Annotated in this window: 23 protein-coding genes and 4 tRNA genes; 13 read left to right on the top strand and 14 right to left on the bottom strand. The window is 70.1% G+C overall.

The genetic code is table 11. The features are described 5' to 3' along the window. Positions 1 to 20: 20 nt before the first annotated feature. The 3 genes from NJ4_RS10180 to NJ4_RS10170 form a co-directional block, all read right to left on the bottom strand. On the bottom strand, positions 21 to 314 hold the full coding sequence (locus NJ4_RS10180; protein ID WP_067433948.1) for a metal-sensitive transcriptional regulator: 294 nt from the start codon (positions 312 to 314) through the stop codon (positions 21 to 23). A 95-nt stretch (positions 315 to 409) separates the two neighbouring features. Continuing rightward, entirely contained in the window at positions 410 to 595 is a 186-nt protein-coding gene (locus NJ4_RS10175; RefSeq protein WP_067433946.1) for a hypothetical protein, read from the bottom strand. 204 nt (positions 596 to 799) lie between these two features. Further along, positions 800 to 1,003 (bottom strand): cold-shock protein, encoded by a 204-nt coding sequence (locus tag NJ4_RS10170; RefSeq protein WP_045548871.1) that lies wholly within the window; start codon positions 1,001 to 1,003, stop codon positions 800 to 802. A 328-nt stretch (positions 1,004 to 1,331) separates the two neighbouring features. Between NJ4_RS10170 and NJ4_RS10165 the strand changes: the two genes are divergently transcribed. Then, positions 1,332 to 1,404, top strand: a tRNA-Lys gene (locus NJ4_RS10165). Between the two features lie 68 nt (positions 1,405 to 1,472). Then, entirely contained in the window at positions 1,473 to 3,179 is a 1,707-nt protein-coding gene (locus NJ4_RS10160; protein ID WP_157551030.1) for a hypothetical protein, read from the top strand. Here the strand turns inward: NJ4_RS10160 and NJ4_RS10155 are convergent. After that, on the bottom strand, positions 3,168 to 3,692 hold the full coding sequence (locus NJ4_RS10155; protein ID WP_067433941.1) for a GNAT family N-acetyltransferase: 525 nt from the start codon (positions 3,690 to 3,692) through the stop codon (positions 3,168 to 3,170). The genes NJ4_RS10160 and NJ4_RS10155 overlap by 12 nt on opposite strands. Positions 3,693 to 3,767: 75 nt before the next feature. On the opposite strand from NJ4_RS10155, the gene NJ4_RS10150 reads away from it, so the two are divergent. Continuing rightward, positions 3,768 to 4,424 (top strand): PaaI family thioesterase, encoded by a 657-nt coding sequence (locus NJ4_RS10150; protein WP_067433937.1) that lies wholly within the window; start codon positions 3,768 to 3,770, stop codon positions 4,422 to 4,424. A gap of 1 nt (position 4,425) precedes the next feature. On the opposite strand, the gene NJ4_RS10145 is transcribed toward NJ4_RS10150, so the two are convergent. After that, positions 4,426 to 5,883, bottom strand: coding sequence for an NAD(P)/FAD-dependent oxidoreductase (locus NJ4_RS10145; protein WP_067433934.1), 1,458 nt, complete (start codon positions 5,881 to 5,883; stop codon positions 4,426 to 4,428). Positions 5,884 to 6,067: 184 nt separating this feature from the next. On the opposite strand from NJ4_RS10145, the gene NJ4_RS10140 reads away from it, so the two are divergent. Genes NJ4_RS10140 through NJ4_RS10130 form a run of 3 tightly spaced genes read left to right on the top strand, consistent with a single transcriptional unit; the run spans position 6,068 to position 7,796 of the window. Next, the gene (locus tag NJ4_RS10140; protein WP_281178292.1) at positions 6,068 to 7,057 is read left to right on the top strand and encodes an ATP-binding protein; all 990 of its coding nucleotides are present in this window, start codon (positions 6,068 to 6,070) and stop codon (positions 7,055 to 7,057) included. Next, positions 7,054 to 7,473, top strand: coding sequence for a fluoride efflux transporter FluC (locus tag NJ4_RS10135; protein WP_082748364.1), 420 nt, complete (start codon positions 7,054 to 7,056; stop codon positions 7,471 to 7,473). The genes NJ4_RS10140 and NJ4_RS10135 overlap by 4 nt, the downstream gene beginning before the upstream one ends. Next, positions 7,470 to 7,796, top strand: coding sequence for a fluoride efflux transporter FluC (locus NJ4_RS10130; RefSeq protein WP_067433928.1), 327 nt, complete (start codon positions 7,470 to 7,472; stop codon positions 7,794 to 7,796). Before NJ4_RS10135 ends, NJ4_RS10130 begins: the two co-directional genes overlap by 4 nt. 7 nt (positions 7,797 to 7,803) lie before the next feature. Here the strand turns inward: NJ4_RS10130 and NJ4_RS10125 are convergent, their stop codons facing one another. The 3 genes from NJ4_RS10125 to NJ4_RS10115 form a co-directional block, all read right to left on the bottom strand. Then, positions 7,804 to 8,187: a metallopeptidase family protein gene (locus NJ4_RS10125; RefSeq protein WP_067434056.1), complete on the bottom strand. Its 384-nt coding sequence runs from the start codon at positions 8,185 to 8,187 to the stop codon at positions 7,804 to 7,806. A gap of 61 nt (positions 8,188 to 8,248) precedes the next feature. Then, a tRNA-Asp gene (locus NJ4_RS10120) sits at positions 8,249 to 8,322 on the bottom strand. Positions 8,323 to 8,416: 94 nt separating this feature from the next. After that, positions 8,417 to 8,489 (bottom strand) — tRNA-Glu (locus NJ4_RS10115). Positions 8,490 to 8,588: 99 nt separating this feature from the next. Between NJ4_RS10115 and NJ4_RS10110 the strand changes: the two genes are divergently transcribed. The 4 genes from NJ4_RS10110 (at position 8,589) to NJ4_RS10095 (ending at position 14,123) form a co-directional block, all read left to right on the top strand. Beyond that, positions 8,589 to 8,665: transfer RNA gene (locus NJ4_RS10110), tRNA-Phe, on the top strand. A gap of 327 nt (positions 8,666 to 8,992) precedes the next feature. Continuing rightward, positions 8,993 to 11,554, top strand: coding sequence for an SCO7613 C-terminal domain-containing membrane protein (locus NJ4_RS10105; RefSeq protein ID WP_067433925.1), 2,562 nt, complete (start codon positions 8,993 to 8,995; stop codon positions 11,552 to 11,554). Positions 11,555 to 11,592: 38 nt separating this feature from the next. Then, on the top strand, positions 11,593 to 12,999 hold the full coding sequence (locus NJ4_RS10100; protein ID WP_174524596.1) for a hypothetical protein: 1,407 nt from the start codon (positions 11,593 to 11,595) through the stop codon (positions 12,997 to 12,999). Next, complete coding sequence (locus NJ4_RS10095; protein WP_067433919.1) at positions 12,996 to 14,123, top strand: hypothetical protein; 1,128 nt, start codon at positions 12,996 to 12,998, stop codon at positions 14,121 to 14,123. The genes NJ4_RS10100 and NJ4_RS10095 overlap by 4 nt, the downstream gene beginning before the upstream one ends. A gap of 75 nt (positions 14,124 to 14,198) precedes the next feature. Here the strand turns inward: NJ4_RS10095 and NJ4_RS10090 are convergent, their stop codons facing one another. Continuing rightward, positions 14,199 to 14,759, bottom strand: coding sequence for an RNA polymerase sigma factor (locus NJ4_RS10090; RefSeq protein WP_067433916.1), 561 nt, complete (start codon positions 14,757 to 14,759; stop codon positions 14,199 to 14,201). Between the two features lie 50 nt (positions 14,760 to 14,809). Here NJ4_RS10090 and NJ4_RS10085 point away from each other — a divergent pair, with 50 nt between their 5' ends. Continuing rightward, positions 14,810 to 15,811 (top strand): serine/threonine-protein kinase, encoded by a 1,002-nt coding sequence (locus tag NJ4_RS10085; RefSeq protein WP_067433913.1) that lies wholly within the window; start codon positions 14,810 to 14,812, stop codon positions 15,809 to 15,811. Here NJ4_RS10085 and NJ4_RS10080 read toward each other — a convergent pair whose 3' ends face one another. Continuing rightward, on the bottom strand, positions 15,812 to 16,003 hold the full coding sequence (locus NJ4_RS10080) for a BldC family transcriptional regulator (RefSeq protein WP_067433910.1): 192 nt from the start codon (positions 16,001 to 16,003) through the stop codon (positions 15,812 to 15,814). 205 nt (positions 16,004 to 16,208) lie between these two features. Between NJ4_RS10080 and NJ4_RS10075 the strand changes: the two genes are divergently transcribed. Further along, a complete protein-coding gene (locus tag NJ4_RS10075) occupies positions 16,209 to 17,282 on the top strand; it encodes a Glu/Leu/Phe/Val dehydrogenase dimerization domain-containing protein (RefSeq protein ID WP_067433907.1) in 1,074 nt (357 codons plus the stop codon). Between the two features lie 70 nt (positions 17,283 to 17,352). Here the strand turns inward: NJ4_RS10075 and NJ4_RS10070 are convergent, their stop codons facing one another. From NJ4_RS10070 to purF, 3 genes are all read right to left on the bottom strand, one after another. Beyond that, positions 17,353 to 17,541 (bottom strand): DUF3073 domain-containing protein, encoded by a 189-nt coding sequence (locus NJ4_RS10070; RefSeq protein WP_067433904.1) that lies wholly within the window; start codon positions 17,539 to 17,541, stop codon positions 17,353 to 17,355. A 154-nt stretch (positions 17,542 to 17,695) separates the two neighbouring features. Then, entirely contained in the window at positions 17,696 to 18,787 is a 1,092-nt protein-coding gene (gene purM, locus NJ4_RS10065; protein ID WP_067433901.1) for a phosphoribosylformylglycinamidine cyclo-ligase, read from the bottom strand. A 70-nt stretch (positions 18,788 to 18,857) separates the two neighbouring features. Then, positions 18,858 to 20,417 (bottom strand): amidophosphoribosyltransferase, encoded by a 1,560-nt coding sequence (gene purF / locus NJ4_RS10060; protein ID WP_067433898.1) that lies wholly within the window; start codon positions 20,415 to 20,417, stop codon positions 18,858 to 18,860. 114 nt (positions 20,418 to 20,531) lie between these two features. Here purF and NJ4_RS10055 point away from each other — a divergent pair, with 114 nt between their 5' ends. Continuing rightward, on the top strand, positions 20,532 to 22,361 hold the full coding sequence (locus NJ4_RS10055; RefSeq protein ID WP_067433894.1) for a sensor histidine kinase: 1,830 nt from the start codon (positions 20,532 to 20,534) through the stop codon (positions 22,359 to 22,361). Between the two features lie 12 nt (positions 22,362 to 22,373). Here NJ4_RS10055 and NJ4_RS10050 read toward each other — a convergent pair whose 3' ends face one another. After that, entirely contained in the window at positions 22,374 to 22,868 is a 495-nt protein-coding gene (locus NJ4_RS10050) for a (2Fe-2S)-binding protein (protein WP_067433892.1), read from the bottom strand. Positions 22,869 to 22,870: the final 2 nt, after the last annotated feature.

The raw sequence follows: 22,870 nt of genomic DNA, 5'->3' as shown, positions 1-22,870 counted from the left end.
GCAGGTGTTCGGGTCGGGGGTCAGGAACGGATCAGGCGGGCGATGGCGTCGGTGGCTTCCTTGACCTTCTCGGCCGCCTCCATGTCGCCGACGCGCGCGGCATCCACGACGCAGTGACCCATGTGCTCCTCGAGCAGGCCGATCGAGACGGCGTGGAGCGCCTTGGTCATCGCGGAGACCTGCGTGAGGATGTCGATGCAGTACTTCTCCTCCTCGACCATGCGCTGGAGTCCTCGGGCCTGGCCCTCGATCCGCTTGAGCCGCTTGAGGTAGTCGTCCTTGCGGTGGATGTAGCCGTGCTGATGTTCGGTCATGTTCAATAGGGTACCCCCCTAGGGTAAGCATGGCAAGACAAAGAACAGGGCCGGCCCCGAACGGGCCGGCCCTGTCACGTCGTACGGCGTGCCGACTACTCGGTCGCCTCGTCGGCGACCGCAGCCTCGGCGGTTGCCGGAGTCACGCCCAGGATCTCGTCGATCTGCTCCTGGGTCAGCGACTGGTCGGACTCACTTGCCGCGATGATCAGGCTGGTGGTCAACTCGACCTCCTCCAGCAGCTCCTGGTCCTCGAGCGTGACGTCGAACTGGTCGTGCACGCTGCCTCCCTTTCAATGGAGCGCCCCCCAAGCCCTGCTCTGGGCATGCTCCATGTCCCATGCTGCCCTGCATGGGTGGGGCCGAAACATCCTTGTTTCCACAAAATGACTCGAAAATGACCCGTTGGCCCCAGCCTGAGGCTGGGGCCAACGGTGTGAAGTCAGGTCAGTGGACCTTCTTCGTGTCGTGCTCGATCGATTCGATCAGAGCGGGCGAACGTTCTCCGCCTGCGGGCCCTTGGGGCCCTGGGTGACGTCGAACTCGACCTTCTGGTTCTCGTCCAGCGACTTGTAGCCGTTGGTCTGGATGGCCGAGTAGTGCACGAAGACGTCGTCGCCGCCGTCCTCCTGGGCGATGAAGCCGAAGCCCTTCTCAGCGTTGAACCACTTGACGGTGCCCTGAGCCATTGCTCGTTACTCCTTTGTCGGGGCGAGAGGTCATCACTGCGACAACCCCACATCAGCTGCGGTGATACGTCGCTCCGACTCGTAGAAGCAGGCCCACGAAGAAGAAACGCCGTTGGATCACAAACTCCAAGGGCGTCAGCCGTACTGGAACTTGCATCTGATGTAGGCATGACACTACCAATCCCCTAGAGAAAAGAAACCGTCACGACCCATCGAATTCTCGGGATGAGGTGAACTCTTCGCGACAGGGGTGTAACAGGAACCGCAATCGCGGCGGGATACCCTGTTCCACCGCGGATCAGGCAGTCGTACGACGACCTGGTCCTCCGGGCCCTTAGCTCAATTGGCAGAGCTCCGGACTTTTAATCCGTTGGTTGTGGGTTCGAGTCCCACAGGGCCTACTCGTCATGACCGTCTCAATGGCTGATCGTCCCCATAACGTCGCGCCGATTGACTAGTTTTCTCTGACATGGGATCCCCTTCGCGCGACGAGCCTGTTGAGCCGGGCTTGATCGACCGTTGGCTGGTCAGCCACGAACCGGCTGCCGACCCACGCCCGACGCTGCGACACGGCCAGGACGACCAGGCCGCGCCAGATCCGCTGACCGCGCCGATCGAGGAGGTGCTCGGCCTCTCCGAGCCCGAGCCCGAGCCCGAACCCGAGCCCGAGCCCGAACCCGAGCCCGACCCCGCGAGCGAGCCCGAGCCACAGTCAGAGTCAGACCCGCAGGCCGAGCCCGAGTCAGACCCGCAGAGCGAGCCCGAGTCAGACCCGCAGGTCGAGGCGGATGCCGAACCTGCGCACATGGTCGAGGCTGACGCCGGACCCGACTCCGACGCAGAGCCGCAGACCGAGCTCGAACCACCGGCAGCACGATCGCTGCTGCCCACCCGTGACGTCGAGGTCGACGACTTCACCCCGTCGAGCCCGGTCGACGTGTTCGCCGCCCTGCGCGAGGGGCCTGCCGGCGACGACTCGACGCACGAGCGGCCGCGTGGTCGACTCTCGGATCGCCTGACCGGCCGTCGCCGGCTCGCGCCCACGCCCATCCCCACACCGATGGACGTTCGCGACGACGCAGCTCCGGCTCCGCAGCCGGCCTCAGACCCGACCCCGACGAACGGGGCGAGCGACGTGACGGAACCGGCCGAACCGACCCAGACCCCTGCCGAGCCGTCTGCCGAGACGCCTGCGGTCGCGACCGCCGGTGTCGAGTCCCCGCGGATCACCGACAGCGCCGTTGCCGGACCGGCCCTGGCCGCCGTCCTCCGCGCCACCGGCGAAGCCGCAGAGCCCACCGACCCACCCGTGGCGACCCGGCCCGAGCCCGGGCCTGACCCCGAACCCGAGCGGCGCTACGAGACCCTCGAAGAGATCCTGGCCGCGGCAACCGCGCGGGCCGACAGCACCCGCACGATCCGCAAGCCCAGCGTCCCCGACCCGCCCCGGCCGACCGAGCACCGACCAGCACAGGTCGAGCCCGCGGTCGAGCCCGACCAGCCCGAGCCGCTGTCACCCACCCGGGAGATCTCGGGCGCGAGCATCGCCGCCATGGTCGCCGCAGCCACCCGACCCGAGACCGTCCCACCCGAGACCATCCGACCCGAGACCGTCCGACCCGAGACCGTGCAGCCCGAGACCGTCCGACCCGAACCGGCCCAGCCCGAGCCACGGCCCGAGCCAGTGCCCTCGGCAGCGACCCCGAGGAAGCCGGAGCCTCCGAGCCGTCAACCGGACCTGAACCACGAGACCATCGAGCTCTCACCGCAGCGCAGCACCCAGACCTTGCTCCTGGTTCTGCTCGCCGTCGGCGTGGTCGCCACCGCGTTCCTGGCCTGGCAGGCGTGGCAGGACCGCACGACGACGAACATCGCCGTGGCCGCCGTCGCCGCGCTGATCACCTTCGTCATCTGGAGCGCGCACTCCACCGCCGCCCCGCCCACGGTGGTCGTCGAGCGCGGCAACCTCGACATCCGCACCCACGACAGTCATCACCGCTTCGACCTGACCAGCAGCTACACCGACTTCGAGACGGTCGGCACGCCCGGGCACCGTGGCTGGAAGGTGCTGATCCACCGCACCGGCATGCCGCCGTACGTGGTCAACCCCACCATGGTCGACCCCGAGGAGTTCACCCAGGTGCTCGAGCGCTTCCGGGGCGGCTCAGCCCACTGAGCTCCCCACGGCGATCCAGTAGCGACGCTTGCCCCGGCGTACGTCCTCGAACACGCCACCGTTCTTCTCGATGGTGCGCCGCGACCCGGCGTTGTCCTCGTCGCAGGTGACCAGCACCCGGTCGATGCCCAGCGACGCGGCGACCGGCAGCGACAGGGCCAGCGCCCGCGTGGCATGCCCCTCGCGCCGCCGGGAGGGCCGCACCGAATAGCCGATGTGGCCGCCCTCCTCGAGCAGGAACGGCGTCAGCGAGTGCCGGATCGCCAGGTAGCCGACGAACTCGCCGTCCTCGACCATCCAGAGGTAGGTGCAGTGCACCCGATCCTCGGGCATCGGGGTGGCCGGGTCGCCCTCCGCCAGGCGCTGCGCCACCATCAGGTCGTACGACGACCGCTCCGTGCTCTCCCGCCCGCCGAACGCACCGGAGCCGTCACGGTGCTCGTCCCCGAAATCCTCCTCGGCCGCGAGCCAGGAGTCGTACAGGTCGGGTGAGGGCGGCACGAGCTCGGTCATGCGGGACAACCCATCACGTCCCGAAGGCAGGACACAACTAAATATGTGCGGAGCCCAACCTCTAGGGTGAGCAGCATGTTCAACTACCGGTCCGAGGACCTCAGCCCCGAGGAGATCGAACGCGAACGCGAGGTCGCCGGAGGCCTGGCCCAGAGCACCCGTGAGCTCGTCGACGCGGTCGTCCGCAGCACCGTCGAGCATGAGGAGCTGGCGGCGGTCCGCGCCGAGATCGATGCACTCACCTCCCGGCTCCGTGCCAGTCAGCTCGACGGCTCCTACGGGGTCACCGTCGGTGGCGACGGCTCGATGCGCAACTGGGGCAACAGCGTCATCGGCGTCCGCAACCCGATCGCACCGCCCTTGCTGATCGAGCGATCCGAGCAGGGCCGGGCGTGGGCCGACTTCACCCTGGGCGCCGCCTACGAAGGGCCGCCCGGCCTGGTGCACGGCGGAGTCAGCGCCCTGATCCTCGACCAGATCTGCGGCGAGGCGGCCGCGGCCGGCGGCTCACCCGGCATGACCGGGCGGCTCACCCTCAGCTACCGACGCGGCACGCCTCTGGGCCCGCTCCACGCCGAGGGCGCGATCGTCAAGGTCGAGGGCGTCAAGACCTACGTCGAGGGACACATCGGCGACGCCGACGGCCCGACGGTCCACGCCGAGGGCGTGTTCATCCTGCCCCGCTGGGCACGCGAACGAGCCGACGGCCCGAAGCAGGAGTCCTTCGAGTAGCTCAGCCGGCGTCGGCGTGGACGCCGCGCTGGCCCTCGTCGGTCAGGCGCGCCTCCTCGGCAGCCACCCTCTCCAGCTCGGTGCGCCGGGCCTCGAGCTTGGCGTCGAACTCGCCGGGCTCGCTGACCAGGTCCTTGGCTCCGCCACCCAGCCGCTCCAACGCCACCCGGGCGAAGATCTGCTGCTCGGTGACGGTCCGCTCGGAGCGGTCGTTGCCGATGAACGTGATCGCCCAGCTCAGCAGGGCTCCGATGCGGTTCTTGAAGCCGGTCAGGTAGATCAGGTGGACGCCCAGCCACATCAGCCAGGCGATCGAACCGTTGAGCTTCAGCTTGCCGACGCTGGCGACCGCGCGGAACTTGCTGATGATCGCCATCGAGCCCTTGTCGAAGTACTTGAAGGGCTGCTGCGGGGCCTTGCCCTTGAGCCGGTGGTCGATCTCCTTGGCGGCGTACTTCGCGCCCTGGATCGCCACCTGGGCGACGCCCGGCAGGTTGTCGAGGGCGATCATGTCGCCGAGCACGAACACCTCGGGGTGACCCGGGAGGGTGAGGTCGGGGTTGACCGCGATGCGACCGGCGCGGTCCAGCGGCGCGCCGGTCTGCTCCGAGAGTGTCTTGCCGATCGGGTTCGCCTGCACGCCGGCGGCCCAGATCTTGGCGACCGAGTCGATGCGACGGATCGTGCCGTCCTTGTCCTTCAGCTCGAGACCGCGCTCGTCGACGCTGGTCACCATCGCGCCGAGCTGGACCTCGACGCCGATCTTCTCGAGCTCGCTCTTGGCCTTGGCGCCGAGCTTGGCACCGAACGGCGGCAGCACCTGGGGCGCCGCGTCGACGAGGATGATCCGGGCCTGCTTGGTGTCGATGCTGCGGAAGTCGCGCTTGAGGGTCTTGTGGGCCAGCTCGGCGATCTGGCCGGCCATCTCGACACCGGTCGGGCCGGCGCCCACGACCACGAAGGTCAGCAGGTGGTCGTAGGCCTCGCCGCGGCGGGCGGCGTTCTCGGCCATCTCGAAGGCGCCGAAGATGCGGCCGCGCAGCTCGAGGGCGTCGTCGATGCTCTTCATGCCGGGGGCGAACTCGGCGAAGTGGTCGTTGCCGAAGTAGGACTGGCTCGCCCCGGCCGCCACGATCAGCGAGTCGTAGTGGGAGACGGTCTCGCGACCCAGCACGTGGTGGGTGACGGTCTTCGCCTCGAGGTCGACGTCGGTGACCGTGCCGAGCAGGACCTGGGCGTTCTTCTGCTTGGCCAGGACCTCACGGGTCGGCGGCGCGATCTCGCCCTGCGACAGGATGCCGGTGGCGACCTGGTAGAGCAGGGGCTGGAAGAGGTGGTGGGTGGTCTTGGCGACCATGGTGACCTCGACGTCGGACCGCTTGAGGGCCTTGGTGCCGAACAGCCCGCCGAACCCGGAGCCGATCACGACCACCTGGTGCTTGCCGTTGTTGCTTGCCATTCCCCACTGGCCTTTCTGATCACGTGTACGACGTCTTGCTTGCCGTACCCCATGATCCCACCCTCGCTCGTTTTCTCCGAAACGGGCCTGCCCGCCGGCCGCCAGGAGGCCGCCACGAGAAACTTTTCGAGAAAATCGGTGCTTCAGGTTTCAACCGCCGCGATGCTGGGCATGACCACCCCCTGTGGCCCAAGATGGGGTCACCGACAACCCGACACAAGGTGAGAGATTGCCGCTGAGTAGGGGTGCGCTGCCGCTGGAATCCAGCCCGCGGTCCGTTTCGGATGCCCGCCGCTGGGTGGCTTCGGCGTGCCGTGAGCTCGAGCGCTCCGACCTGGTCGACAGCGCCGAGCTGGGCGTCTCCGAGCTGGTCACCAACGCACTGCTGCATGGCGACCCCCCGATCCAGGTCCGGATCCGGGGCACCCGGCGGCACCCCCGCATCGAGGTGCTCGACGGGTCCCGCACACCACCGGCGCCCAACCACCGGATGACGCACGAGGACGAGCTGCTGGCCACCATCGGCCGTGGGCTGGGCATGGTGGCGATGTCGTCACACGCCTGGGGGGCCGAGCTGCTCGACGACGGCAAGGTGGTCTGGTTCGAACCCGCCGACGAGCCGGTCGAGGAGCCCAACCTGGCCGGTCAGGTCTACGTCTCCAACAGTGCGTCCACCGGTCGTCCTCCCCGGGTGCGCATCGGCGACGGTCTCGTCATCGACTACCCCTCGTTCCCGATCGACCTCTATGTCGAGTGGCGGCGCCACTTCCGCGACGTACGCCGTGAGCTGCGGCTGCTGTCCCTGGCCCACGAGGAGGACTACCCCGTGGCCAAGACGCTGACCGACCTGTTCGCCCGGTTCGGCGAGGAGGTCCAGCAGACCCTGGGCATCGACGAGATCCATCGCGCCATCGACGCCGGTGCCCGCACCGCCTCGATCCGGTTGGTGATCGCGCCCGAGGCCTACCGGGTGGTCGAGCAGATGATCGACGTCCTCGAGCTGGCCGACTCCTTCTGCCGGGCCGAGCGGATGCTCTCCCTGGCCTCCACCGACCAGCAGCGCCGCTTCCAGAGCTGGTTCCTCGGCGAGCTCGTCCGCCAGAGCGGCGGCGCCTCGCCGCTGCCCTGGCTGGGCACGCAGAGCGTCGATCGACCCGAGCACACCATCCGTTGAGTCGCCCGCCCCTCACCCCCGCGCACGTCGCGGCCGTCGCCCTCGGCGGCGCCCTGGGCGCCAGCGCCCGTTGGGGTCTCTCGGATCTCGTCCCCGACGGTCTCGGCTTCCCGTGGACCACGTTCGCGATCAACGTCACCGGGTGCCTGCTCCTGGCGCTGCTGCCGGCACTGGCCGTCGTACGCCGTCACCCGGTGCTGCCGCTGTTTCTCGGCACCGGGGTGCTCGGCGGCTACACGACCCTGAGCACCTACTGCGAGGAGGCCCGTGCCCTGGTGGCCGACGGCTCGACCGGGATGGCCGGCGCCTACGTGCTCGGCACACTGGCCGCGGCGATGGTCGCGGTCGAGTTCGCCCACCGCTGGTCGACACCGGCGGCCCAGCAGGAGTTCGACGACGAGGAGGGCGACGAATGACCGTGCTCCTGGTCGCCCTCGGGGCCGCCGTCGGAGCGCCGCTGCGCTACGTCACCGGGCACGTCCTCGACCGCGACCTCCCGATCGGCACCCTGCTGGTCAACGTGGTCGGGTCGTTCGCGCTCGGGGTGCTCTCCGCGCTCGGGTTGACCGGCCACACCATGGCCCTGCTCGGCGTGGGCTTCTGCGGCGGCCTCACGACCTACTCGTCCTTCGCGGTGCAGACCTCGCGGCTCGGCGCCCGCCGCGGGACGACGTACGTCGTGCTCACGCTGGTGCTCTCACTGACCGCCTGTGCTCTCGGGTTCGCGACCCAGGCCTGACCTCGGCTCAGGCGTAGCCCAGGCGGTGCAGCTCGGCCTCACCGATCCCGAAGTGGTGCGCGATCTCGTGCACCACGGTGATCCGGACCTCGTCGACGAGCTCGTCCTCGCTCGCGCACATCTCCTGCAGCGGGTTGCGGAACACGAACACCCGGTCGGGCAGTGCACCGGCGTGGTTGGACAGGCGGTCGGTCAGCGCGACGCCGTCGTAGAGCCCCAGCAGGTCGGGGTCGTCCGCGGGCGGCTCGTCCTCGACGAGCACGACGAGGTTCTCCACCAGGGCGGCGATCTCGTCGGGGATGTCGTCGAGCGCCCGGTCCACGAGGGCCTCGAAGCCGCCGCGGTCGAGTTCGACTCCGCGCGGCTCAACCGGTGATTCTTCGTCCGTCACGGTGCCCACGGTAGGGCAACGAAAAAGCGAGGCCCACGCTTGCGCGTGGACCTCGCATCTGCGACCCCGACGGGACTCGAACCCGCGGCCTCCGCCGTGACAGGGCGGCGCGCTAACCAACTGCGCTACGGGGCCAGGTTGTGCTTGCCAGTCTGCACTGGAAGCGCGCTGAACAATAACCCATGCGGGCCGGTGCCACCCAATCGGGCGAAAACCGCTGCTCAACGAGCACCCCCAACGGGATTCGAACCCGTGCTACCGCCGTGAAAGGGCGACGTCCTAGGCCACTAGACGATGGGGGCTGGACTGCCGATACAGCATAGGGGCAGGCGACGGCAGTCACCAAAGCGATGCACGTTTTCACCGAACCCCCGGGTCTGGGGTAATCTTCTCCGCGGCCCGGCCAGGTAGCTCAGTTGGTACGAGCGACCGACTGAAAATCGGTAGGTCGGCGGTTCGACCCCGCCCCTGGCCACCACTCGAAGCCGCGGTTCCCCCGGGACCGCGGCTTCGTTTCATTTCCGGCCCTCCGGGGGCATCGGGCACTCGATGGTGACCCACAGACCCACCCCACGCCCCGCCACCCCGGCCTGGCCCGGGTCCCACCGAGGACCGTCACAGGTCCGGTGCAGGTCCGGTGCAGGTCCGGTGCAGGTCCGGTGCAGGTCCGGAGCAGGCGAGGGTGGCGACATGACGCGATCATCCCGGTCGACGGCGAGCGGCTACCGCGGCTGAGTACGGCCACTCACCTCGGTTGAGTCGCTCGGACGGGGTGGGAACGGCTCGGGAGAGGCAGGGTGGAGTCATGTTCCGATACGCCGATCCCGAGGCCTGCCCCGTGTGCCGCTCCGTCGTCACCGCCGGCAGCACCGGCTGCGCCCAGTGCCGCACCACGTTGACGGGCTCGGTGGCCCTGCAGCTCTTCGCCACTCTCACCCGCGCCGACACGCTCGTGCGGCAGCTGGCCGAGCTCTCCGCGAACTCCACGGTCGCGCGTACGCCGGCTCGCCCCCACGCGGTGGCAGCAGGCCTGTCCGCGCCCGGCCTCTCGTCACCGGGTCTGGCCGGCTCCTTCTCGGCCGACCTGACGCCCTACCCGGCAGCCCCGGCCGCTCCGCGTCGCGGGGTGGGCAGCGGGATGAGCAGCGCCTCCGTGCCACGGATCCTGCTCGGCCTGGGCGCCACCTGCCTGCTCGTGGCCGCGCTGGTCTTCCTGGCCGTCGCCTGGTCGGCGCTCGGCGTCGGCGGGCGGACCGTCGTACTCCTTGCCCTGACCCTGGCTGCGGCCGGCGGAGCCTGGCTGCTGGCCCGCGCCGATCTCCGGGCCGGCGCCGAGTCGTTCACGACCCTGGCCCTGGGGCTGCTCACGCTCGATGTGTTCGGCGCCCGCTCCTCCGGTTGGCTCGGCGAGATCGACCACGACACGTTCACGTTCGTGATCGGTGCGACGCTGGCACTGGCCGGCCTGGGCGGCGCCCACCTGCTGCGCGCCGGGACGGTCGGCCGGCTGATCAGCGCCCAGCTGATCGGCGGCCTGGGCGTGGTTCTCGGCACCGGCGGCCTGACGTCGACGGTGATCAACGGCGAGGGCCGTGGTCTCGACCTGATCGCGGTGTCGGCGCTGGCATGGTTCGTCCTGCAGGTCGGTGCGGCGTGGGGCTGCCACCGCCTCCGACTCCCGATCGCCACGGTCGTGGTGCTGGTGGGAGCCGGCCTGGCCTGGCTGGAACTGCTGGTCGTGGGTCTGATCCGCATCGACGTCCCGCCCACCGTGACAGGTGTCTGGGGAGGGTTCCAGGTGTGGCCAGCCCTGCTCGCAGCCGGCATCGCAGCATCCGTGGCCCTGCCGGTCGGGCCGACCCGTCGGCTTCCCGAGCCCGCCCGAATTGCCGGGGCCGCTGCCGGCGTTGCCCTGGTCACCGCTCTGGCAACACTGCCGGCCGCCGACGAGTCCGGGACGATCGTGACGCTGGTCGCGCTGACCGTGGTCCTGGTCGCCGCTGCCGCCACCACCCTCCTGGCCCGGGCCTGGCGTCCCGTCGTGGCACTGCCCGCGGTGCTCGCCGGACTCGGACTCCTCGGTTCGGCCACGTTCCTGGCCGGCACCGCGCTCGACGCCCTGATGGTCCACGAGGTCTGGACGGTCCGGGCCGGGCATGCGCTCGAGCGTCCGGACCTGGCCTGGCACTGGCCGTTGCTCCTGCCAGTCGCCACCTTCGGCGTCCTGCTCGCGGGATGGGTCACCGTCAACCAGCTGACCGAGGTGTCGCTGCGGCGAGTCGTGGCTCCCGTCGGCCTGGTCGTCGTGGCGTCACTGACCCTGCTGCCGGCGTTGTACGGCGCCCCACTGTCGGTCATGATCGCCCTGTTGCTGGTGACCGGTTTGGCGTTGTCGGCCCTGAGTGCCCGCTCGGCGGTGGAGCTCGGTACGACGGCGCTCGTGCTCGGTGTCCTGACCGCCGGGCTGGCCCTAGTGGCCTCGTTCCAGAGCGAGGGCCTGACCGCGGTCACCACCGGCCTGTCAACCGTCGCGGCGCTCGCCACGACTACGGCGCGACGGCCGCTCGTTCGGCAGCTGGGCGACCTGGCGTTCGCCCCGGTTGCCGCCGTGTTCCTGTGGACCGCCTTGGACCTGGCCGGCGTGGACGCGACCTGGCGGGCGATCCCGGTGCTGGGCGCCCTCGGAGCCTGGGCGGTGCTCGGCGCCCGCCCGGAGCGAGAGCTCCCGGTCGCCCTGGTGGCGGTCGTGACGGTCGCGGTCTCGCTCGTCGAGGGCTCCGGCGTCGCCCAGACCTGGCTCGCCGTCGACCTCACCCTGGCCGCCGTGCTGGCTCATCTCTCCGCGCTGCTGAACGCCCACCGCCGTGGGCTGGGTTGGCTCGGACTGGGCCTGATGGTGGTCGCCCAGTGGGTGCGCCTCGAGCAGGTCGGTGTGGAGACCGTCGAGGCCTACACGCTGCCCCTGGCCGTCGTACTGATGGCTGTCGGCGTGCTCCGCATGCACCTCGGCGCCCGACACGACCGGCTGCCCAGCCCGCGTGCCCTGGGGCCGGGCCTGAGCCTGGCGCTGGTGCCCTCCCTGCTGGTCGCCCTGACCGATCCCGTCTCCCTGCGTGCCGCGCTGCTGGGCGTCGCCTGCCTGCTGGTGCTCGGCATAGGCATCACCCTTCGCTGGTCCGCTCCGCTGGTCGCCGGCGCCACCGTTGGCCTGCTGCTGGTGCTGCGCGAGGCGACGTACGCCTCGGTCCTCCCGCAGTGGGCGCTGATCGGGACGATCGGTCTCGTACTGACCGTGGTCGGGGTGACCTGGGAGAGCCGGATGCGTGACGTGAAGCGGGCCGCCGGCTATCTGAGCCGGCTGCGCTGATCCACTCGTCGGTCCGCGACCGGCATAGGGTGCAGGGCGTGTGGTCGAGATTCGAGGAGGTGCACCGGAGCCGCCCGGTGAGCCTCGTGGGCCGCGAACGCACCAGCGGCTTCGTCGCCCCGTTCGCCGCCATCGAGGTCGAGCTCTCGACCCACGACGTGGCCGGCCGCGTGGTGGCCGGCTTCGGCGCGGAGGGGTTTCGCCTCGAGGGCTGGTACGACGGCGGCCGGCGACTGGCCGGCGTCGACCTGACCGACCCGGCCGGCCACACCAGCCACCACCGCAGCAGGCGACACGGACGACCGCCCACTCCCCCGGACGCCCTCGGCGTCATGCTGACCGGTCGGCAGGTGACCGTCCTGACCCGTCACGACGACGTCTGGACAGCCCGTGGAAAGGTCGAGCTGGACCACGACGTCGACCCGGCCACGCTCTCTCCCGAGGTGGGGTGGCAGCCGCGACAACGCGACCAGGCCTCCCCGGTCGCCCACTGGCGATCCGGCGCGAGCGGGCAGCTCGGCGTACGCGACGTCCACGTGGTGACGCATGCCGACGGAACGCCGTACGAACGCGACGGACTGCTGTTCCTGGCGCTGACCCATGCCGGGCCCGGGTTCTTCGGCACCGGGCGATGCGGGGTGTGGGCCTTCGACCCGACGACGTTCGCGGTCGAGCACCGCAGCGACCTGTGGTTCCGTCGCGAAGGAGTGGTCCGCGGCGACCACGCCACCCACCTGGTCCGCGACGGCGACCGGTGGCTCGTGGCCACCAGCACCTGGGCGACCTTCGACCACGCACCCGAGGCGCAACGCCGGGTCGGGATCACCCTGGCCATCACCGACGCCGACCTGCTCGAGGGCGAGCACGTCCTCGACTCCGCCCCGGTGAGCCTGCCGGACCACGCGCTGCCCCCGCCGGTGGTCGGCACCTGGGACCCGCACCTGGCCCGGATCGAGGGCCACTGGCACCTCGCCTTCGTCGCGGCGCGCAAGTTCTTCGACTTCTACCCGGCACTGGCCCGCGCCGCGGAGCCCGGTCGGCTGGAGGGGTGGCGACTGCTGGGCGCGGCCACCGACCGGCGCGCCACCGAAGGCACGCTGCTGGCCCGCGTCGACGGCGACTGGCGGGTGCTGGCCAGCGACGGACCACAAGGGCGGCGTGGTCAACGTCGCCGCTTCCCGGTCTTCGATCTCGACCTGGCCGAGGTCGGCGCGCTCGAGGCGGACCACCCCACGAACCTGCCCTGGCCCTCGGTGGTCGAGCTCGCCGACGGCTCCGCCCTGATGCTGACCTTCGACGGTACGACGTACGCCGGCGAGCTGCCCGGCTACGGGACCCACGGAGACTTCGTCGTGTTGCGGGCCTCACCTCCCACGGGGCGAACCGAATCGTCGGCCGGAGCATCAGACCTCACGCCAACGGACGACAGACAGGACCGACCATGAACCGCATCACGACGATGGCCATTGCCTCGGCCGCCGTCCTCGGGATCGTCGGCGGCACCTACGCCGCCTCTTCCGGAATCCTCGAAGGCGACGACCAGGGGGCGAAGTCGAGCAGCGGCTCGACCGAGTCCGGGGGCACCCCCACGACCGGGACCGACACGCCGACGGGTGAGCCGAGCACGACCCCGGACGAAGGTCAGTCAAGCGACCAGGCACCCGACAGCAATCAAGGCGAGCTGCTCTACCTCGAGGGCGGAACCCTCCACGACGGCGACACCGAGGTGTTGGTGTCAGGCTTCAAGGTTGCCGACGTGGTCGGCCTCCATCGAGTTGCCGGCGGTTGGCTGGTCGTGGAGTCGCTGAGTCCGCAGGTCCCCGACTACCGAGCCACCTTCGTCGACCCGGACGGCGCGACGACACCGATCGGCGAGCTCTTCGGGCCCTACGACGTCAACACCGACGGCGACTCCCTCGTCGCCAAGTTCAAGGACGCCGACACCTACCAGGTGCGCGACGCACGCTCGGGCGAGGTGACTGACACCATCGGCGTGAAGGCCAAGGGCGACCCCGTCGGCGGAGCCGTCTTCGCCAACCGCGACGACGTGATCACCACCTGGGCGACCACCACCGCTGACCAGACACTGATCGGCTGGAACCTTTACGACAAGTCGCAGTTCAAGGTCAAGGACGGCTTCAACCCAGCCGGCGCCTCACCCCAGGGCGACCTGGTCGCGTCGGTCGAGACGTTGTCGCCGTGGTGCCTGCACGGAGGCGCGGTGATCGGCGAGGACAAGTGGTGGAAGAACTGCGACATCCGTCCGAACGGAGCTCTCGCGCAGTTCAGCCCCGACGGCACGGAGATCCTCGGCATCCCGCAGCAGACCGAGGGCTTCGGTCCCGTGGAGTTCCTGGTCATCGACTCCTCCACTGGCAAGCAGACCGACCTGATCAAGGCACCCGAGCTCGCCGCGACGGCCGAGTGGGCCACCAACGACGCGATCTTCGTGCACGCCTACAAGGACAGCGACTTCAACGGCGGCGTGATCTACCGCTGCACGCTCAAGGGTGAGTGCGAGGTCGAGGTCGACTCGGACCGGGCCGTCGTCCTCGGCTCAGCCGGCTGATCGACCCGTCGTGAGTTCGACGAACTCACGACGGGTCGGCCCGAACTCACGACGGGTCGACGAACTCACGACGGGTCACTCGTGGGTGCGCAGCAGCGGTCGGACCGCGTTGCGGGCCGAGTGGATGCGTGACTTGATCGTGCCCAGCGGGGTGTCGAGCAGCCGCGAGATCTCGTTGTAGTCGAGCTCCTGCACGTCACGAAGCACCAGCGGCTCGACCAGCTCCGGGTGCGTCGACCCCAGCACCTCGAGGGCCTCCAGCAGGTCGAGCCGGCTGCCGGCGATCACGCTGGTGGTGCGCGGGTCGGCATGCACCGGCATCTCGTCGGTGGGCCGCTCGGCGGCCCGCCGCTTGAGGCTGCGGTAGGTCGACCGCGCGCTGTTCGAGGCCACCGAGTGCAACCAGGTGGTGAACTTGCTGCGGCCGTTGAAGGTGTGGATCTTGGTGGCCACGAGCAGCAGCACGTCCTGGGCTGCCTCCTCGGCGTCCTCCGGATAGAGCAGCATCCGGCCGCAGATGCGGCGTACCCGCGGTTGGATGCCCGCGAGCAGGTCCTCGAGCGCCTCACGGTCACCGGCCGCAGCGCGGACGGCCAGCTCCTCGAGGTCGGGCGGTTCGGCGGTGGTGCTGGACATGCGTTCCCCCTGAAGGCTCCCGGACGGCTTCGTGCGGCACAATACCCATCGTGTCCCTGCCAGAGCGCCTCGGTCGTCTCCAGCGGGTGGGCCGCATCGGTGTCGGTGGGTTCGCCACCGTCTGGCTCTACCACGACGACGAACTCGACTCCGACGTCGCCGTGAAGGCGCTCGCGGAGAACTGGGCCCAGCGCTACGACGTTCGCGACCGGTTCCTGGAGGAGGCGCGCATCCTGCGCCGGGCCGACTCCGACCACGTGGTGCGGGTCTACGACATCGGCGAGGCCGACGGCACGCCGTACTTCGTGATGTCGTACGCCGACCGCGGCTCCCTGGCCACCCTGCTCGAGCCGGGAAGGCCGATGCCGCCGGCACAGGTCATCGATCTCGTCGACCAGGCCGCCGCGGGGCTCTCCGTGCTGCACGGGCACGGTGTGATCCACCGCGACATCAAGCCCCACAACCTGCTGCTCAGCTCACGCGGCGCATCCGTCACCGATACCGGGGCCACCAAGCTGCTGGTCGCCGACCTCGGCGTGGCCAAGGCGATGTTGCACGCCAGCGGCCTGACCCAGGTGGTCGGCACACCGGCCTACATGGCCCCCGAGCAGGCGACCGGCGCACCGCTGGACACTCGCGCCGACGTGCACGCGCTGGGCGCGGTGGCCTACCAGATGCTCACCGGCAAGCTGGCCCGTGAGGGCGGCATCGGCTCGCTGGCCGACGCCAAGGTGCCGGTTGCGCCCTCCGTCCTCGCACCGTTGCCACCGGCGGTCGACAGCGTGCTGGCCCGTGCGCTGGCCGCCGACCCCGAGGACCGCTGGCCGGACGTGGCGTCGTTCTCCACCGCGCTCCGCTCGGCCCTGACCGACCCCTCTGCCCACCGGAGCACGCCGACCACGGCGCGGCAGGCCGCGCCCGCGACCGTCCCTGTGCGCCACGACTCCGAGCCCGGTTCCGGGATGCCCGGCTGGCTGCTGGCCCTGGTCTGCGTGCTCGTGCTGGCCGGCACCTTCGGGGCCGCCTACGGCATCACCGAGCTGGTGCGCTGATCACTGCTCGTTGGATCCGAGCAACTCCATGACCTCGGACTCACGGAAGCGACGGTGGCCCCCGAGCGTGCGGATCGAGCCGATCTTCCCGGCCTTCGCCCACCTGGTCACGGTCTTGGGGTCCACGCGGAACAGGGCAGCGACCTCGGACGGCGTGAGCAGGTTCTCCGCGTCCGACTGGGGGGAGTTCATGAATCCTCTTTCGATGTGAAATGTCCGGTTCACCCGAGAGTTTGCCATAGCCAAACGTCTCTCCCAAGCCGACGGGTCACCGGCGTTTTCGCTGGAGGCGGATGAATTCAATACAGTGGAGTGAGACCTGCGTCACCCTCGCAGGCCCGACCACCGACGGCACCGCACCACCCCCGCGGCGCCACGCACAGAAAGGTCGCCAACCGTGACCCCCACCCCTGACGTGTTCGACTCCGAGCACGAGCAAGTCGTCTTCTGCCACGACGAGCCCAGCGGACTCAAGGCGATCATCGCCGTCCACTCCACCGCCCTCGGCCCCGCCCTCGGCGGCACCCGCTTCTACCCGTACGCCGACACCGCCGACGCGGTCACCGACGTGCTCAACCTCTCCCGCGGGATGTCCTACAAGGCCGCCCTCGCCGGGCTCGACCTCGGCGGTGGCAAGGCGGTGATCATCGGCGACCCGAACACCCTCAAGAGCGAAGCCCTCCTGCGTGCCTACGGACGCTTCGTCGAGTCCCTGAACGGTCGGTACTACACGGCCTGCGACGTCGGCACGTTCAGCGTCGACATGGACGAGATCGCCCGCGAGTGCTCCTACGTCACGGGTCGCACCGTCGCCCACGGTGGCGCCGGCGACAGCTCGGTGCTCACCGCGTACGGCGTCTTCCAGGGGATGCGTGCTGCCGCCGAGGCCACATGGGGCGAACCGACCCTGGGCGGTCGCACCGTCGGCATCGCCGGCGTCGGCAAGGTCGGGCACCACCTGGCCCGCCGCCTCGTCGAGGACGGCGCGTCCGTGGTGGTCACCGACGTCTGGCAGCCGGCCATCGACCGTATCCGTGACGAGCTGCCCGCCGTGACCGTGGTGGAGTCGACCGAGGCACTGGTCGCCTCAGCGCTCGACGTCTACGCGCCGTGTGCCCTCGGCGGGGCGATCACGGACGCCGTCGTCGACGTGCTGTCGGCGACAGTCATCTGCGGTGCCGCGAACAACCAGCTCGCCCACCCGGGGATCGAGAAGGCGCTCGCCGATCGCGGCATCCTCTACGCGCCCGACTACTGCGTGAACGCCGGCGGCCTGATCCAGGTCGCCGACGAGCTCGAGGGCTTCGTCTTCGATCGCGCCCAGCAGCGCGCCAGCGGCATCTTCGACACCACCCGCGCGGTCTTCGAGACCGCACGGACGGACGGCGTACCGCCGGCGATCGCTGCCGACCGGCTCGCCGAACGTCGCATGCGCGACGTCGGTCGCCTGCGCGGCCTCTGGCTGTCCTGAGACACGCCGGTTGAGTGCTCAGGTGATTGCCGAGGCAGCCACCTGAGCACTCAACCCACAGGTGGGTGCGTCAGTCGCGCGAGTCGGACGACCAGTCGTCGTACTCGTCGTCCGACGCTGATTCCGGCGGCTGCTGATTGCTCTCAGCAGTGCTTCCGTGCAGTTCCTGGGCGAGCGCCCCGAAGTCCGTCTCGTGAGTGCGGTACTTCAGGTCGCGTGCGACCTTGGTCTGCTTGGCCTTGGCCCGGCCGCGTCCCATAGGATCGACCCCTTCGCGCGCTTGGCCGGGAACTCACGGCAGTGACGCCGAGACTCCCGGGCTCCTTGGTCTATTTCTCGTGAGGACAACGCTACCCGAGCGGTGGGTGTTCCCGCACACCCAGGTCCATCAAAACCCGATTCCCGCGGGAAAATCACCAACCGGCGTGCTGTCCGACCAGATTCACCGTGCCGTCACCGGCCGCAACCGACCCGGCCACCCAGGCGCGTACGCCGAAGCCGGCCAGCACCTCGATCGCCTTGTCGACGTCGTCGGGGGCGGTCAGGGAGACCATGCCGACGCCACAGTTGAGCGTCTGCTCGAGGTCCGCCTGGGCCACCTCGCCCACCCGGCGGACCAGGTCGAACACCGGCTGCGGCGTCCAGGTGGAGCGGTCGATCGTCGCGGAGAGCTCCGCGGGCATGACCCGGGCCAGGTTCGCGGCCAGGCCGCCACCGGTGACGTGCGACATCGCGTGCGTCTGGGTCTGGTCGGCCAACGCCAGGCAGGCCTTGGCGTAGATGCGGGTCGGCTCGAGGAGCTCCTCGCCGAGGGTGCGGCCGAGCTCGTCGACGTGTCGGTCGAGCTGCCAGCCGGCACCGTCCTTGTTGCCGGCGCCGAGCAGGACGTGGCGCACCAGCGAGTAGCCGTTGGAGTGCAGGCCGGAGGCCTCCATCGCGATCACCACGTCGCCGGGACGGACCCGGCCGGGGCCGAGCAGCTTGTCGGCCTCGACCACACCGGTGGTCGCGCCGGCCACGTCGTACTCGTCGGGGGCCAGCAGGCCGGGGTGCTCCGCGGTCTCGCCGCCGACCAGCGCGCAGCCGGCCTCGACACACGCCTCCGCGATGCCCTTGACGATCGCGGCGATCCGCTCGGGGATGACCCGGCCGGTGGCGATGTAGTCGGTCATGAAGAGAGGCTCGGCACCGCAGACGACCAGGTCGTCGACGACCATGCCGACCAGGTCGAACCCGATCGTGTCGTGCTTGTCCATCGCCTGGGCGATGGCCACCTTGGTGCCGACGCCGTCGGTGGAGGTGGCCAGCAGCGGGCGCTCGTAGCCCTTCAGGGCCGAGGCGTCGAAGAGCCCGGCGAAGCCACCCAACCCGCCGATCATCTCGGGACGGCGGGCCTTCTCGACCCAGCCCTTCATCAGGTCGATGGCGCGGTCAGCGGCCTCGATGGAGACGCCGGCCTCGGCGTACGCCCCGCGTGCGGACTCATCGGTGGGCTGGTCGGTCACGTGGCTTCCCTTTGCTTTCTGATCGCCGGCGCCGAGTGGCCGGCGTCGAATGGCTGGCGTGCGTGCTGGGTCAGGGACGCTCGAGCGCGTCGTTGGCACCGAACCCGGTCAGCGAGGTGGCCAGCCCCTCGGCCTCCACCTCGATCGGCAGGATCGACGGCTCGAGCAGGCTCTTGCCGAGGTGCTCGGGGTCGGGCAACGGCACCGGGTAGGTTCCGTCGAAGCAGGCCCGGCAGAGGTGGTCCATCGGGACTTCGGTCGCCTCGACCAGCTCCTCGAGCCCGATGTAGGCCAGCGAGTCGGCGTCGATCGAGCGACAGATCTCGTCGGTGGAGAGGCCGTTGGCGATCAGCTCGGCACGGGTCGCGAAGTCGATGCCGTAGAAGCACGGCCACTTCACCGGCGGGCTCGAGATGCGCACGTGCACCTCCTTGGCCCCGGCCTCACGCAACATGCGGATCAGCGCGCGCTGGGTGTTGCCGCGCACGATCGAGTCGTCGACGACCACGAGTCGCTTGCCCTCGATGATGTCGCGCAGCGGGTTGAGCTTGAGCCGGATGCCGAGCTGTCGGATGGTCTGGCTGGGCTGGATGAACGTGCGGCCGACGTAGGAGTTCTTGACCAGGCCGACGCCGTAGGGGATGCCGGACTCCTCGGCGAAGCCGATCGCGGAGGGAGTCCCGGACTCGGGAACCGGGATGACCAGGTCGGCGTCCGCCGGGAACTCCCTGGCCAACCGGCGACCGATCTCGACGCGCACACTGTGCACGCGCTGGCCGGTCATGCGGGTGTCGGGGCGGGCGAGGTAGACGAACTCGAACAGGCAGTGCTTGGGCGCGGCCTCGGCGAAGGTGCGCGAGCGCAGGCCGTCCTCGTCGATGATCACCATCTCGCCGGGCTCGATCTCGCGGATGAACGAGGCGCCGACGATGTCGAGGGCCGCGGTCTCGGAGGCGACCACCCAGCCGCGCTCCAACCGACCCAGCACCAGCGGGCGGATGCCTTGGGGGTCGCGGGCGGCGTACAGCGTGTTCTCGTCCATCCAGACGAAGCAGAAGGCTCCCTTGACCTGCGGGAGCAGCTCCATCGCCTTCTCCTCGACGGTGCTGTCGGGGTGGTGGGCGAGCAGCGCGGTGACCACACTGGTGTCGTTGGTGGCGGCCTCGGGCTTGCGCACGTGCAGGTCGAGCTCGCCGTCGAGGCCGGCCAGGTCGTCGACCATCTGGGCGAGGTCGGCGGTGTTGGTCAGGTTGCCGTTGTGGGCCAGGGCGATCGAGCCGTGCGCGGTGGGCTGGAACGTCGGCTGGGCGTTGGTCCACGTGCTGGCGCCCGTGGTGGAGTAGCGGCAGTGGCCGATCGCGAGGAAGCCCTTCAGCGCCTCGAGCGTCGACTCGTCGAAGACCTGGGAGACCAGGCCCATGTCCTTGTAGACGAGGATCTGGCGGCCGTTGCTGACCGCGATGCCGGCCGACTCCTGCCCGCGGTGCTGCAGGGCGAAGATGCCGTAGTAGGTGAGCTTGGAGACGTCCTCACCGGGGGCCCAGACGCCGAAGACGCCGCAGGCGTCCTGGGGACCCTGGTCCTGGGGGTCGAGGGCCATGGTGAGGCGACCGTCGCCACCCTTGCGCATGCTGCTGGGCTGGGGCACGACCCAAGTCTAGGTGCCGCCGGCACGACGCGCAGAATCGACCGAACTGTGGCGCCGCCCACCCTCGCCCTATCCTTGCGGTTCGGGGAGGGACACATGTCAGACGGGAGCACCACCGGGCCGTCCGGCCGGGACGACCAGGTCGGCTTCGAACGTATTCTGTCGGGCGCCTGGTCCGAGCAGGTGCTCGAGGACTCCATGCGGATCATCGCCGAGGGCGTGTGCGAGCTCGCCGGCTTCGGCGTCGCCGCACTGTCGGTGCTGCGCGAGAACGGAGACCTCGAGGTCGTCGCCGTCGCCGGGAACAAGGACGCCGAGGCCACGTTGCTGGGCACCACCCTGCGCCGCTCCGAGTTCGACCAGGCCCTGGCCGACTCCGTCGGGTGGGGCACGTTGCGGTTCGTGCCGCACGAGGCGGTCGCCGGGCGCAACGACGGCCTCGGCTGGATCCCGGACTACACACCCTTGGAGCACGCCGACGCGTGGCGCCCCCTCGACCTGCTGTTCGCGCCCCTGCTCGACGATGACGGCGCCCTGCGCGGAGTGCTCTCGGTCGACCTGCCCCTCGACGGACTACGCCCCGGCCCCCGGCAACAGACCCTGCTCCGGCGGTACGTCGACATCTCCTCCCGCGTCGTCGGGGCGTTGCTGGAGCGCGAGCGCGCCGCCGAGCAGCTGCGCCTGGCCAAGGCCTCCCGTCGGATCATGCGCGTGGCCAGCGGCGAGCTCTCGCTCGACCAGCTGATCGCGGTCGCCCGCCCCGAGATCATCACCGGGTTCGAGGCGCAGGGCATGTGGCTGCAGGCCTTCGACAACTACGGCCGCGGACCCAACACGATCTATTCGACCGACGACCGCGCCGTCGTGCTCCCTCCGGCGGTCGTCGAGATCGCCAACGCCACGGCCGGTGACGCCTGGGCCGCCGGCGAGGTCGTGGTCATCTCACCCGAGCGTCCCGACGCCGGTGTCCTCACGGCGCCGCGCCGCGCCGCGATCCTCGACTACCTCGCCACGATCAACGTCGCCACGGCACTGTTCGTGCCGCTCGGTGCCGGCGACGAGTGCCTCGGCCTGATGACGCTGACCCGCAACCCGGGCTCGCGCGAGTGGAGCGGCGCCGAGCTGCAATGGGCCCGCGAGGTCGGCCAGGACCTCGGGCGGGCCGCCTTCAACGCCCGCACCTTCGAACGCGAGCGACGCCTGCTCGAGGAGGTCCGCACCCTCGAGGCCTACAAGAGCCAGCTGATCTCGACGATCACCCACGAGTTCCGGGCACCACTGACCGGCATCCTGGGCTACCTCGAGCTGGTCGAGGACGCCGACGTCGACGCCGACACCCGAGGCGCACTCAACGTCGTGCAGCGCAACGCCCAGCGCCTCGAGGGCCTCGTGGTCGACCTGCTGCTGCTCTCCCGGGTCGGCGATCCGCACCGGCCGGTGAACGCCTCGCCGGTGCCCCTGCGCCAGCTGGTCGACAACGCCGTCGAGCTGATGAGCCTGGAGAGCGGACGCCGCGGCCTCAAGGTCGAGGTGGTGGCCCCCGATCCGGTGATCGCCACCGGCGAGGCCCCCGAGCTCGACCGGGTGTGCCTCAACCTGGTCAGCAACGCCGTGAAGTACTCCCGCCAAGGCGGCACCGTCACGATCACGCTGACCGCGTCCACCGACGGCCCAGCCGCGGCCACCGTCACGTTGGCCGTCCACGACGACGGGTTGGGCATCTCGGAGGAGGACCGGGAGGGACTCTTCGGCGAGTTCTTCCGCTCCACGAACCCCGAGGCCCTCCAGCAGCCCGGCACCGGGCTCGGCCTCGCGATCGTGCAACGCATCGTGCAGCGGCACGGCGGCCGGATCGAGGTCGACTCCAGGCTCGGCGCGGGCAGCACGTTCACGGTCACTCTGCCGGCCAGCCCGACAGACGACTGACCGGCCGCTCGACTACATCGACTGCTCGCCGGCGCGGATCGCCTCACGGATCCGGGTGTAGGTGCCGCAGCGACAGATGTTGCGGATGCCGTCGAGGTCGGCGTCAGTCACCTGACGACCTTCGTCGCGCGCTCGTCGTACGACCGCGACCGCGGCCATGATCTGCCCCGGCTGGCAGTAGCCGCACTGGGCGACGTCGCGCTCGAGCCACGCCTCCTGCATCGGGTGCAGCCCGTGGGGGCCGCGTTGGTCCTCCGGTGCGGTGTCGGGCAGCCCCTCGATGGTGGTGATCTCGTCGTCGTCACCGACCTCGCCGACCGGCACCGAGCAGGGGTTGAACGCCTTGCCGTTGATGTGCGACGTACAGGCCTTGCAGACGTTGATGCCGCAGCCGTACTTCGGGCCGGTGACCCCCAGCAGGTCACGCAGCACCCACAGCACGCGGACGTCGTCAGCCACGTCGACCGTGACCTTCTCGCCGTTGAGGACGAAGCTCTGTTCAGGCATGG

Source organism: Nocardioides jensenii JCM 1364 = NBRC 14755 (genome assembly GCF_001552535.1).
In the GTDB taxonomy this organism is placed as follows: Bacteria; Actinomycetota; Actinomycetes; order Propionibacteriales; family Nocardioidaceae; genus Nocardioides; species Nocardioides jensenii.
Note: the sequence above shows the minus strand (reverse complement) of the source record. Positions and strands in the feature narration are given on the sequence as shown.

Bases quoted from the DNA above. Each gene is read 5' to 3' on its own strand.
- NJ4_RS10180 (WP_067433948.1), bottom strand. From the start codon at position 314: ATGACCGAACATCAGCACGGCTACATCCACCGCAAGGACGACTACCTC.
- NJ4_RS10170 (WP_045548871.1), bottom strand. From the start codon at position 1,003: ATGGCTCAGGGCACCGTCAAGTGGTTCAACGCTGAGAAGGGCTTCGGC.
- NJ4_RS10160 (WP_157551030.1), top strand. From the start codon at position 1,473: ATGGGATCCCCTTCGCGCGACGAGCCTGTTGAGCCGGGCTTGATCGAC.
- NJ4_RS10155 (WP_067433941.1), bottom strand. From the start codon at position 3,692: ATGACCGAGCTCGTGCCGCCCTCACCCGACCTGTACGACTCCTGGCTC.
- NJ4_RS10150 (WP_067433937.1), top strand. From the start codon at position 3,768: ATGTTCAACTACCGGTCCGAGGACCTCAGCCCCGAGGAGATCGAACGC.
- NJ4_RS10145 (WP_067433934.1), bottom strand. From the start codon at position 5,883: ATGGCAAGCAACAACGGCAAGCACCAGGTGGTCGTGATCGGCTCCGGG.
- NJ4_RS10130 (WP_067433928.1), top strand. From the start codon at position 7,470: ATGACCGTGCTCCTGGTCGCCCTCGGGGCCGCCGTCGGAGCGCCGCTG.
- NJ4_RS10105 (WP_067433925.1), top strand. From the start codon at position 8,993: ATGTTCCGATACGCCGATCCCGAGGCCTGCCCCGTGTGCCGCTCCGTC.
- NJ4_RS10095 (WP_067433919.1), top strand. From the start codon at position 12,996: ATGAACCGCATCACGACGATGGCCATTGCCTCGGCCGCCGTCCTCGGG.
- NJ4_RS10090 (WP_067433916.1), bottom strand. From the start codon at position 14,759: ATGTCCAGCACCACCGCCGAACCGCCCGACCTCGAGGAGCTGGCCGTC.
- NJ4_RS10080 (WP_067433910.1), bottom strand. From the start codon at position 16,003: ATGAACTCCCCCCAGTCGGACGCGGAGAACCTGCTCACGCCGTCCGAG.
- NJ4_RS10070 (WP_067433904.1), bottom strand. From the start codon at position 17,541: ATGGGACGCGGCCGGGCCAAGGCCAAGCAGACCAAGGTCGCACGCGAC.
- purF (WP_067433898.1), bottom strand. From the start codon at position 20,417: ATGCGCAAGGGTGGCGACGGTCGCCTCACCATGGCCCTCGACCCCCAG.
- NJ4_RS10055 (WP_067433894.1), top strand. From the start codon at position 20,532: ATGTCAGACGGGAGCACCACCGGGCCGTCCGGCCGGGACGACCAGGTC.
- NJ4_RS10050 (WP_067433892.1), bottom strand. From the start codon at position 22,868: ATGCCTGAACAGAGCTTCGTCCTCAACGGCGAGAAGGTCACGGTCGAC.